Below are 11806 nucleotides of genomic sequence, written 5' to 3'. Positions count from 1 at the left end.
CTAGGCCAGTTGGAAGAACAGGGCGAAGCCGAGCGACGCAAAGGCGGCCGACACGATCCAGAAGCGAATGACCACCTTCGTCTCGCTCCAGCCCAGCTTCTCGAAGTGATGGTGTATGGGCGCCATGAGGAACACGCGCCTGCCCGTGAGCTTGAAGCTCGCCACCTGGATGATGACGGACAGCGCCTCGCAAATGAAGAGCCCCCCCATCACCAGGGACGTTATCTCGGTCTTGGTGAGCACGGCGAGGGCGGCGAGGGCGGCGCCCAACGCAAGCGAGCCCGTGTCGCCCATGAAGATGGATGCCGGATAGCAGTTGTGCCAGAGGAAGCCGATGCAGGCGCCTGCGATGGACGCGGCGAACACGGCGAGGTCGACCGAGCCAAAGCGAAACGCGACCATGGACATCACGATCATGACCACGAGCACGCAGCCGCTCGAGAGTCCGTCGAGGCCATCCGTGAGGTTGACGGCGTTGGAGAGGCCGGCCATCAGCAGAAAGACGAAGAGCATATAGATCCAGGGAACCGCGATGGTGGCGTCGCCCACGGCAACGGAGGTCGTGAGGGCACCCATGTCGATGCCAAGGCCACCGGGCAGCTCGACCACCGGGGAGATGCCGCAGCCGTTGACGGCGACCAGGCAGAACGTCACGGAGATGAGGACGAGGCCCACCATCTTCTGGGAGGGCGTGAGGCCAAGCGAGCGCTTGTGGGCCACGGACTCGATGTCATCGAGCAGGCCGAGCGATCCCGTGACGAGCATGACAAGCACGGCCAGGACGAGCCCCAGGCTCCAGGTGCCCTGCACGGCGCAGGCCACGACCGTCGCCAGGAGCATGACGACGCCGCCCATGGTGGGCGTGCCCTGCTTCACGAGGTGCCGTTGGGGACCATCGGCGCGAATCTGCTGGCCGATCCCCTCGTGACGCATGGCCTTGATGAAGAGGGGCATGGCGAGCGCCGTGAGTGCCGCCGCCACGGCGGCGGCGATGAACACCTGGTAGGTAGGGTAGCTGGGATCTCCGATCATTAGGCAAGCACCTCCCTCACGAAGGCGTCGAGTCGTGCGGCGCGCGACGCCTTGACCAGCACGAGGTCTCCCTCGTCCACTATCGGGGCGATGACCCGTATGGCCTCGTCCACATCGCGCACGCGCTCCAGGCGATCCTCGGAGAACCCCATCGTGAGGGCGGCCTCGGCCATGCGGTCCGCGTCATCGGTGCCCACAAGCACCAGGAGGTCGAGCGGCTTGGCGGCGGCATAGGCGCCCATGTAGCCGTGCAGGCGGGGCGCCGCCTCCCCCAGCTCGGCAACCTCACCCAGCACGGCCACGCGGCGACCCTCGCAGGGCAGTGACGCAAGCACGTCGAGGGCCGCGGCCGTGGAGTTGGGGCTCGCATTGTAGGAGTCGTCGATCACGCGGGGCCTGCCGGGGCCGCCGGCGATCTCCATGCGCATGTGCGTCTGGGGCATGTGCGCCATGGCCGTGCAGGCCGCCGTGCGGTCTGCGCCCACACGCCACGAGACGGCCAGGGCAAGCAGGAAGTCGCTCACCACATGGCGACCGGGCATCGGCAGCGTGACCTCGTCCCTCCAGCCATCCGAGCAGGTGACGGCGACATGGGCGCGGCCATCCCCGACAAGCGCCACGCGTGCGGCGCGCACGGAACAGCGCCCGTCCGCGCCGACGGAGAGCACCTCGATGCCTCGGGGGCGGGCATACTCGTCCTCGATGAGGGTGGCGTAGTCGTTGTCGGAGGTCATGACCAGGCAGGATCTCGCCCTCCCGCACCCCGCAACGGTGGGCTGCATGGACGAGAGGATCTCTGCCTTGGCACGGGCGATGGCCTCGCGGGAGCCCAGGTTGCCAATGTGGCTGGTGCCCACGTTGGTTATCACGGCAACGGTGGGACGGCCGCAGGCCGAGAGGCGCGTAAGCTCCCCAGCGTGGTTCATGCCCATCTCGGCCACCACGACCTCGTCGTCGGCCGAGGCCAAGAGCAGCGTGAGCGGCAGGCCGATGAGATTGTTGTGGTTGCCCTCCGTGGCATGCACCTTGTAGCGCGTCGCGAGTGCGACGGCGAGCATGTCCTTGGTGGTGGTCTTCCCCACCGAGCCCGTCACGCCCACGACGACCCACTGGGGATTGCGCGTGCGCCAGGCGCCAGCGAGGCGCAGCATGAACTCCTCGGCATCGCCGCCCTCGGCAACGAGGACCGCGGCGTCCAGGTCGCGGGCTTCCGCCAGCACCTCGGCCTCGGGTTCGCGGGTCATGACGACGGCCGCGGCCCCCGCCCCCATGGCCGCCACGGCATAGTCGTTGCCATCGACCCGCTCACCTGGAAAGCAGACGAAGAGCCCTCCCCGCCCCACCATACGTGAGTCGATGGCGACCCCCCTCACCTGGACGTCATCGGCGCCACCCGCAAGGCGTGCCCGCGTCGCGCCAACGATGTCCCCCACTGTCATGCAAACCATCACAACCCCTTTGGCATGCGAAACCGTTCGATCGTGTCCCTGCGGGCCAGACGCCTACGTCCCCGGCGGGATCTGGAGCTCGGAGAGGGCCTCACCCATGATAGTCGAGAAGAGCGGGGCGGCGGAGTTCGTCGCGAGGTACGGGGTCCCGTTGAGGCCCACATACACCAGGACCTGTGCGTCACCCGCCGGCGCGAAGCCTATGAGTGACGAGACGTACTTGTTGGCCTCATAGCCGCCGCTCTCGCTCGCCTGTTCGCCCGTACCCGTCTTGCCTGCGATGTCATAACCCCGTACCTGGGCCTTTTCGGCGGTTCCCTCCTTCACCACCGTACGCATCATGTCCGTCACCTGAGAGGCGGTCGATGGGGAGACGGAGGTTCCCGGGCTGGGCCAGCTCGCCTGCTCGCCGCCCTTGCTCAGGAGAAAGTGCGGCGTCTCGAGGACGCCATCGTTGGCGATGGAGCCCACGGCCTTGACCATCTGATCGAGCGGGATGGAGAGCGACTGCCCAAACGACATGGATCCCAGGCTGGCGCCGTCGTACTCGCTGCGTTGCCTCACGATGCCGTTGGCCTCGCCCGGAAAGTCGATGCCCGTGGCGGTTCCGATGCCAAACCACTGAAGCCCCTGGGCGAAGCGATCCGCCCCAATGACGTTCTGGGCCACGAGCGCGGTTCCCACGTTCGAGGAGCGTCGCAGCATCTCGCGAATCGTCATGTCCATACGCTGCTTGCGCTTGTCATCGTCGCGCACCATGTCATCGCCCACCTTCACCTGGGCGGGCACGTCAAAGGTCGAGTCTGGCGTGATGAGGCCGTCCTCGATGCCGATGGACATCGTGATGAGCTTGAAGATGGAACCGGGCTCGAAGGACGAGGAGACGGGCTTGAGCGAGGTGGCCCCCTCCTCCATCCGTGAGGTGTCCGTCACGTCGAAGAGGGGTGTCGAGCAGGCGGCTATGACCTCCCCCGTCCTGGGGTCGCTCACCATCACCGATCCAGAGTCCGCCTTGTAGTCCTTGACGCCCCTGCTGATGACCTCCTCGGCCTTCTGCTGGACGTCGATGTCGAGCGAGATCTGTATGTCCGTGCCGCCCACCGCCGTCGTCTGGGTGCGCGCGCCGCCCGCGATGGGGATGCCTCCATTGCCCGTTTCCAGCGTGAGCGTGCCGTTGGTGCCCGAGAGAACGCCGTCGTAGTACTTCTCGAGACCCGTGAGGCCATCGCCATCGACGCCCACCACGCCAAGCACCTGGCTCGCCGCCGCTCCATAGGGATACTCGCGGCGCATGTCATCCATGTAGTAGACGCCCGGGAGCCTGGCGGCGGCGAGGTCGCTCTTGAGCTGGTCGGCCTTGTCCGTGTCAACCTGACGGCGCACGTAGGAGAAGGTCGTGTCACCCGAGAGGGCCGAGAGGTACGAGGAGGGCTCTCCACCCAGGTCCTGTGCCATGATCTGCGCCACGGCGGTCTGATCGGTCACCTCCTTGGGGTTGCAGGTGACGGTCGTGCAGGCGACGCTCGTGGCAAGCACCTTGCCATTTCGATCGTAGATGGTGCCGCGCTTGGCCTTGACCGGGAACTCGTTGGAACGGACGCTCGTTCCGAGCTCTTTGAGGCGTGGCCCGTCGATCACCTGTAGGTAGACGAGGCGCATGGACACGATGGCAAGCAGGGCGGCGAGCACGATGGCGATCGTCCTGCCCGAGACGGCAACGTCACGCTCCTCGACGCCAAGGGGCGCGTCACCCTTCCCGCGCACCCCTGCGCCCAACCGAGCCTGCGCGCCGTAGGCCTGGCGAGGGGCCCCGCCTTCGGAGCCCCTCCCCGTCGTCCCCTGGCGGGGACGCCCGTCTCGATATGTGCCCGTGTCTCTCACGACGCACCATTCTAGAGCCCTGGCACCGGGAGCGTGCTAGTGCGCCTGAGTCTGCGCAGGCTCTGCAGACGACGCCTGGCCGGAGTCGGATGCGGCCGCGGAGGGGTCCTGAGTCGAGACGCGCTCGGGGGCGGGAGCGTAGACCATGCCGTAGTTCTCGGTCGCAATCTGGTCGATGCGCGCGGAGTTGGAGAGGTCGGCATTCGTTATCCGCAGCGACACATTGAGCGCCTGGGCATCGGAGAGCTCCGTCTGCGTGACGCCGTTTGCCTGTAGGGCGGTAACCGTCGCCGTCGTGAGCACCACGCGGGCGACGCCCAGGGCAATGACGGCGACGATGCAGACGAGGGCAAGCCTGATGCGTCCCATGAACTGTGTCGAGACGCCCTCGCGCTCGCGGGCGTCGCGGCCCCCGCCCTTGACGATAGAAAACGGCTCGTGATCCTGCCACCGGGCCTGTCTCTCGGCCATGTCGAGGCGATATGCCTCGGACCCTCGATATGCCATCGTCTCTCCTCTTGGACACCAGCTGGTGCCGGGTGGTGTGTTGGTAGTGCGTTTAGGCTGCGTTTGTGGTGCGGTGGTGCTGTGATGGTGCCATGCAACGGCTTGCGCCGGATGCATCTCGGTGTCGCACCCTATGCTTCCGTGACGTCGAGCTTTACCGCCACGCGCATGAGTGCGCTGCGCGACCGTGGGTTGGCCGCAACCTCCTCGCCCGATGGGACGAGGGGCCTCCTTGTCCTGACTTTGACTATCGGCACATGGCCGCATGCGCACACCGGAAGGTCCGGCGGGCAGACGCAGCCCTGGGAAAGCTCAGAGAACACGTGCTTCACCAGGCGATCCTCGAGCGAGTGGTACGAGATGACGCAGATCCTGCCACCCGTGTCCGCCCAGCGAACAGCCGAGCGCAGCCCCCTCTCGAGAGCCTCCAGCTCATGGTTGACCTCGATGCGCAGGGCCTGGAAGGTCCTGCGCGCCGGGTGGCCCCCATGGCGACGGGCCGCGGCCGGGATGGCGCGCCGCACGATGTCCGCCAGCTGAAGCGTGGTCCGTATGGGCGCCCGCCCTCGCGCGTGCACGATGGCGTGGGCTATGCGCGACGCAAACCTCTCGTCGCTGTATATGCGCAGGATCCGGGCGAGGTCTGCCTCGTTGTAGGTGTTCACGACCTCGGCTGCGGTTAGGGTGTCGTCACCCGGATCCATGCGCATATCCAGCGGGGCGTCCTCGCGATATGAGAAGCCCCGAGAGGCGATGTCAAGCTGGGGGGACGATACGCCGAGGTCGAAGAGGAAGCAGTCGACGCCCGGCACCTCGACCTTGACGAGAAGCGCATCGAGGTCGCCGAAGTTCCCCCTGAGGAAGCGATGCTCCGCACCCGGCACCTCGCGCTCGAAGCGCTCGGTTGCGGCGGCAAGGGCCAGCTCGTCCTGGTCGATGCCCAGGGAGAGACCATCCGGCTGAATCCGCCTTGCCAGCTCGACCGTGTGGCTCGCACCACCGAGGGTACAGTCGCACACGACCTCGCCAGGGCGGGGATCCAGCTCGTGGAGCACCTGCTCGATCATCACTGGAATGTGCCGATATTCTTCTGTCAAGATGGCTCTCCCCTACTCGGAGAACATCAGGCTGTCAAGATCGGAGCTCGTCTCGGCCATCTGCTGGTCGAACGTCTGGGCATCCCAGATCTCGAAGTGGTCGATGTTCCCCACGATGGCCACCTCGCGGGCAAGGCCGCACTGTACGAGCTGCTGTGCGGGAAGCTTGCCCAGGGCAATGCGGCCAGCGCTGTCAACATCGACCGTCGTGGTGCTGGACGCGATGGCTCTCTGCAGCCGGACGTCCTTCGCATTGCGAGGGTTGAGCCCCGCGGGAAAGACGCTGCCGAGCCACTCCCGGTAGGCATCGGGGGTAAAGCCATAGAGCGCGCCGTTGAAGGGAACCAGGAGGACCTGCTCGTCCACCTGCCTGCGAAAGGTTGCCGGAAGCGTGACGCGTGACTTGGCATCCAGATTGTGACGATAGGTGCCCGTCAGGAACATCACTCGACCTCCTTCTCGGTTCTCCGTTGGGAGAGCTCTCCCTCGAAAGCGTGAGCTCATTCTATGGCTGCTTCCGACACAAAACAACACTTTGCCCCACTTTATGACACCAAAAGACACCTGAATGGTCGGCGGCCCCTCCGAGATGAATCAATCCACAACATCTTGTGAGAACAGACGTTTGGTGACACAAAACTGTTGCAGGCTTTCGGGTTATGGGAAACCCTGGTGTGGAGGAATGATGAATATGCAGGTAGAATGCCCTATTCTAGGATTCGTAAGCTCCTGGGACAGCCCCTACCTGGACAGATGCCACCCCGTGACATGCACCCTGAAAGGCGGCATGGAGGGTGGGGTGCCATCCCACAGCTTGTGGTGGGGCATGGTCCCACGGCACGGACCGCGGTAGCCCATGTGCCTACCCACGATGGGCCCGTGGGTGAGCCTCGAGGTAGACCATGCGCACGTGCGTGCGATCGACATGCGTATACAGCTGGGTGGTGGAGACGTTCGCATGACCGAGCAGCTCCTGTACCACGCGCAGGTCGGCGCCGCCCTCCAGGAGGTGGGTTGCGAAGCTGTGGCGCAACGTGTGGGGATGCAGCCCATGGATGCCCACCATCTCACCATATCGTTCCACGAGGCCAAACACTGCCTGCCGCGTGATGCGCGTTCCCCGTGCGCTCAGAAAGGCCGCACCACCGCCCCGCGAGTGTGCGTGCGCCGCCAGAAGCGGCCGCCACTGGCCGAGGTAGTCCGCAAGCGCACGGTTGGCGGTGCCCAACAGGGGCACCACACGCTCCTTGGAACCCTTGCCAAAGACGCGCACCACCTCGTCGGCAACGAGGACGTCCCGCACGTCCAGCCCGCAGAGCTCCGAGACGCGCAGGCCACACCCGTAGAGCACCTCGAGGATGGCCTTGTCGCGATGGAAGCAGGCAACGTTGGTGCGGTCTGGCTCACCGCTCCTGCGCGGCTTGGGGCTGGGTTCCTGGGCAAACGGCACATCCAGCAGCTCGAAGGCCTTCTCGCGCGAGATGACGTCGGGCAGGTGCTCGGGCCTCTTGGGCATCACGAGATCGGCGGCGGGATGGTTGGTGGTCTCCTGCTCGGCGACAAGAAAGCGATGGAAGCCCCTGATGGCCGAGACGGCCCGCTGCACCGAGGAGGAAGCCAGCCCCTGCCTCTCCAGCGAGGCCACGTGCGCCTCGATGTCATGACGGGAGACGGCATCGACGTCCGTGATGCCGCCGCCGTTCAGATGGGAGACGTATCGCGCGAGATCGCGCCGATATGCCGCGACCGTGTTGGCAGAGCTGCCCCGCTCGATGGTGAGGTAGTCGAGGTACTCCCCCAGCGCGGCCTTCAGCTCCACCGCTAGCAGGCGCTCTCGTCCGCGGGCGTCACCTCATGGCGATCGACGCCCTCGTGGCGGGCGATGGCGGCACGCACGAACTCACGGAAGAGCGGTGCGGGCTTGGTGGGACGGCTCTTGAACTCCGGGTGCGCCTGGCTGGCAACGAACCAGGGATGCACGTCCTCCGGCAGCTCGACCATCTCGACCAGGCGGTCGTTCGGCGACAGGCCGCCAATGACGAGGCCGGCCTCGGTCAGCCGGTTACGGAAGGCATTGTTGACCTCAAAGCGATGCCGATGACGCTCGTAGACGAGGTCCTCGCCATAGGCCTCGCGCGCGAGCGGACCCACGACCTTGCAGGGATAGGCGCCCAGGCGCATAGTGCCGCCCTTGTCCGTGATCTCCTCCTGGTCGCTCATGAGGGCAATCACGGGATAGGCGCAATCGTGCTCGAACTCGGCGGAGTTGGCGCCCGCAAGACCGCACACGGTGCGTGCAAACTCCGAGACGGCCACCTGCAGCCCCAGGCAGATGCCCAGGTAGGGAATCCTACTCGTACGGGCACGATTGGCCGAGAGGATCTTGCCCTCCACACCACGCTGGCCGAAGCCGCCGGGCACCAGGATGCCATCGGCACCGGCGAGCGCCTCGTCGATGTTGGAACCGTCGAGCTCCTCGCCGTCTATCAGCGATATGTGCACATGGCGGCCATAGTAGACGCCGGAGTGACGCAGGGCCTCGATGACGGAGAGGTAGGCATCGGGAAGCTGCACGTACTTGCCGACGACCTTGATCTCGACCGTGTCGTCCTGGGCGTTGGAGGCGTGCATGCAGTCGGTGAAGGCATACCAGTCCTCCATGTGGCGCTCTCCGGCCTCAAGGCCCAGCTTGGAGAGCACCTTCTCATCAAAGCCCTGTTGCGCGAGGTGCTCGGGCACGTCGTAGATGGAGGGGCAGTCGGAGTTCTCGAAGACGCAGTCCTCATCCACATCGCAGAAGTGGGCGATCTTGGCACGAATGGAGGCCTCCACCTCATGGTCGCTGCGACAGACGATGAGATCGGGCTGGATGCCCATGGAGCGCAGCTCCTTGACCGAATGTTGCGTGGGCTTGGTCTTGACCTCGTGGGCGGCGGCGATGTAGGGCACGAGCGAGACGTGGATCACGAGCGTGTTGCCCGGGCCCTTGTCCTTGCGAAACTGGCGAATGGCCTCCACGAACGACTGGCCCTCGATGTCGCCGATGGTGCCACCGAGCTCGGTGATGACGACGTCCGCCTGGGTCTGTTCCTCGATGCGGCGGAAGCGTCCCTTGATCTCGTTGGTGACGTGTGGGATGACCTGCACGGTCCCACCGAGGAAGTCCCCAGCGCGCTCACGGCTGATGAGCGACTGGTAGACGAGGCCGGTGGTGAAGTTGGACTCGCGCGTGAGGTTCTCGTCGATGAAGCGCTCGTAGTGGCCGAGGTCGAGGTCGGTCTCCTTGCCGTCCTCCGTCACGAACACCTCGCCATGCTGGAAGGGACTCATGGTGCCGGGGTCGACATTGAGATAGGGGTCGGCCTTTTGCATCATGACCTTGAGGCCACGCGCCTTGAGCAGGCGACCGAGGGAGGCGGCTGTGATGCCCTTGCCCAGCGAGGAGACGACGCCACCGGTGACAAAGATGTGCTTGGCCATAGGCAAGAGACCCTTCCCGTGAGAGTTGTGACGGTGCTCATCCACGGGTCTCCATGATAGCGCGGCTTCGCACACTCCAGGCTCAGACGGGAATCCTCATAGAAAATTTTGTGGAACAGGGGGCATGTCGTGCTACCTCCGCCTCCGCTGCGCGCCCCTGCCATCGTTCCTGGCGCAGAACCGCAATCATTGTCTTCCCTGACGGCGTTCTACAGCCTTTCGCAGGAGCCTCACGTCTAGGCGCTCCTGTGACGTGGTCTGGACATGCCGAGGGATGCCGCCGTTCCTGATGCGATCCTCTGCGGCGAGAAGGGATTCGGCCATTCTGCCAAGATAGACCGCTTCGGAAAAGCCTCGCAGCAGGCGGTTGTGCTGCCGGTCATGTACGTCGCTCTCCCAGTCGTACGTCACCGTGCAACCATGGTCGCCTGATTCCACGAGGTAGGTGGCACATGTGCATTCCGCCCGTTCCTCACGTTCCACGGAAAAGAGGTGTGACGGCTCAAAGGAGCGTACGAGCAGATGTGCCTGGTCGGATCGCCATGAGAGACCCTCGCACAGGTCTCCTGCCTCGAGCTTCCCGCCCGTCAGCCCCTGCCAATCGTTTTCGAACATGGCCACAAGGTCCGAGAAGAACTCATCGCCCGACACGTCCAGTGACCTCACTATGCGCATAGTGTCTCTCCCTCACCACAAGCGGCGTTCTCAGGGTCGGGCGAGCGTGGCGCCTGGGCAGACAGAGCCCCCCAGGCATCCACGCACCCCCACAGCTAGCTCAGGTCAGCACCGTTGGAGGCGATGACCTTCTTGTACCAGTCGAACGAGTCCTTCTTCGAACGCCTGAGGCTACCGTTGCCCTGGTCGTCACGATCGACGTAGACAAAGCCATAGCGCTTCTTCATCTCACCGGTACCTGCAGAGACGAGATCAATGCAGCCCCACATGGTGTAACCCATGAGGTCAACGCCATCGAGCGTCACCGCATCATCCATGGAGGCGATGTTCTGGCGAAGATACTCGATGCGGTAGCTGTCGTGAACGCTGCCGTCCTTCTCCATCACATCATCCCAACCAATACCGTTCTCCACGACCCATAGGGGCTTGTGGTAGCGATCCCACAGTGTGTTGAGCGCCAGACGCAGACAGGCGGGATCGGTCGCCCATCCCCAGGCATTGGTCTTGAGGTACGGATTCTTGACACCCATGAACAGGTTGCCGCCACCTGCCTCTTCCTCGTGCGTGGTCAGCGTGGATGAGCCGTAGCACGAGAACGAGAGGAAGTCCGCGGGATAGGCAGCGATGAGGTCGAGGTCGTCATCCTCCATATCCAGGCTGATGCCGCCACGCTCATACTGCCTGAGGCGATACTCGGGATAGCGACCACCCGTCTGCACATCGGAGTAGAACAAGGTTCCGTGACCATCCTCCATGACCTTGAGCTGGTCGGCAGGATCGCAGGTGTACGCATAGAGGGGCTGGTAGGCCAGCATCTGTCCCACCTTAATCGCGGGTGAGATCTCGTGCGCCGCACGCACGGCCCTGGCACTTGCCACAAACTGGTTGTGGGCGCCTTGGGCCTTGGCCTGCTCGGTGAAGTCGCTCATGCCGCCGGCCATGAAGGGCATCCACTCCATGCAGTTGATCTCGTTGAAGGTGAGCCAATACTTGACCTTGCCCTGATAGCGAGCAAACACCGTCTTGGCATACGTCTCAAAGAAGTCGATGAGCCTGCGGCTCTTCCAACCGCCATAGGCCGTGGCGAGGTGGAGTGGCGTCTCGTAGTGCGAGAGCGTCACCAGGGGCTCGATGCCGTATCTGTGGCACTCGTCAAAGACGGCATCATAGAAGGCGAGGCCCTCCTCGTTGGGCCGCTCGTCATCACCATGGGGAAAGATGCGCGCCCAGTTCATGGACAGGCGAAAGGTCTTGAAGCCCATCTCGCCCATGAGGGCGATGTCCTCCTTGTAGTGATGATAGAAGTCCGTGGCGACATGGCTGGGATAGTACTCGCCTTCCACGACGGCAGGTTCGACACCGTCGGGGAAGATGTTTGCCTTCTGCATGAGCCCAAACGCATAGTCTATGGAGCCGGTCTCGCCCGTGGTGGGATTTCTCCATGTGATGCGGCGCGGCGTGGTATGCGCGCCAGCCGTCAGCACGTCAGAGGTATTGAGTCCCTTGCCTCCATCAAGGTAGCCTCCCTCATACTGGTTGGCAGCCGTTGCGCCACCCCATAGAAAGCCCTCGGGAAATGACATGGTGTATGCCTCCTTGTCATAGATGCGCAGGCATCAGAGAAGCCGCATGCCCGCTCCGGTAAGAACGAGGGGGCATGGGAACGATGCCCCTGCCCCTCCCAAG

10 protein-coding genes are annotated in these 11806 nt (G+C 64.5%); all 10 read right to left on the bottom strand.

Features of this window, described 5'->3' with window-relative positions:
* Positions 1 to 1032 carry a phospho-N-acetylmuramoyl-pentapeptide-transferase gene (mraY, locus tag J2S71_RS08490; protein ID WP_021725935.1) on the bottom strand — a complete coding sequence of 344 codons (1032 nt, stop codon included), beginning with the start codon at positions 1030 to 1032 and terminating at the stop codon, positions 1 to 3.
* Positions 1032 to 2480, bottom strand: coding sequence for a UDP-N-acetylmuramoyl-tripeptide--D-alanyl-D-alanine ligase (locus J2S71_RS08485; RefSeq protein WP_307390806.1), 1449 nt, complete (start codon positions 2478 to 2480; stop codon positions 1032 to 1034). Before J2S71_RS08485 ends, mraY begins: the two co-directional genes overlap by 1 nt.
* Before the next feature lie 54 nt (positions 2481 to 2534).
* Positions 2535 to 4256 carry a peptidoglycan D,D-transpeptidase FtsI family protein gene (locus J2S71_RS08480; protein ID WP_307390803.1) on the bottom strand — a complete coding sequence of 574 codons (1722 nt, stop codon included), beginning with the start codon at positions 4254 to 4256 and terminating at the stop codon, positions 2535 to 2537.
* A 141-nt stretch (positions 4257 to 4397) separates the two neighbouring features.
* Positions 4398 to 4868, bottom strand: coding sequence for an FtsB/FtsL family cell division protein (locus tag J2S71_RS08475; RefSeq protein WP_307390801.1), 471 nt, complete (start codon positions 4866 to 4868; stop codon positions 4398 to 4400).
* A gap of 131 nt (positions 4869 to 4999) precedes the next feature.
* Positions 5000 to 5965, bottom strand: coding sequence for a 16S rRNA (cytosine(1402)-N(4))-methyltransferase RsmH (gene rsmH, locus J2S71_RS08470; protein ID WP_307390799.1), 966 nt, complete (start codon positions 5963 to 5965; stop codon positions 5000 to 5002).
* Between the two features lie 12 nt (positions 5966 to 5977).
* Positions 5978 to 6409: a division/cell wall cluster transcriptional repressor MraZ gene (locus J2S71_RS08465; protein ID WP_307390796.1), complete on the bottom strand. Its 432-nt coding sequence runs from the start codon at positions 6407 to 6409 to the stop codon at positions 5978 to 5980.
* A gap of 418 nt (positions 6410 to 6827) precedes the next feature.
* Complete coding sequence (locus tag J2S71_RS08460) at positions 6828 to 7784, bottom strand: site-specific tyrosine recombinase (protein WP_307390794.1); 957 nt, start codon at positions 7782 to 7784, stop codon at positions 6828 to 6830.
* A 2-nt stretch (positions 7785 to 7786) separates the two neighbouring features.
* Positions 7787 to 9445, bottom strand: a complete 1659-nt coding sequence (gene pyrG / locus J2S71_RS08455) for a CTP synthase (RefSeq protein ID WP_021725918.1) — start codon at positions 9443 to 9445, stop codon at positions 7787 to 7789.
* A 186-nt stretch (positions 9446 to 9631) separates the two neighbouring features.
* Positions 9632 to 10120, bottom strand: coding sequence for a DUF3284 domain-containing protein (locus J2S71_RS08450; RefSeq protein WP_021725830.1), 489 nt, complete (start codon positions 10118 to 10120; stop codon positions 9632 to 9634).
* Between the two features lie 95 nt (positions 10121 to 10215).
* Positions 10216 to 11703, bottom strand: coding sequence for a family 1 glycosylhydrolase (locus J2S71_RS08445; RefSeq protein ID WP_307390790.1), 1488 nt, complete (start codon positions 11701 to 11703; stop codon positions 10216 to 10218).
* Positions 11704 to 11806: the final 103 nt, after the last annotated feature.

Source organism: Olsenella profusa DSM 13989 (genome assembly GCF_030811115.1).
Classification (GTDB): Bacteria; Actinomycetota; Coriobacteriia; order Coriobacteriales; family Atopobiaceae; genus Olsenella_F; species Olsenella_F profusa.
This window is presented reverse-complemented; position numbering and strand designations above follow the sequence as displayed.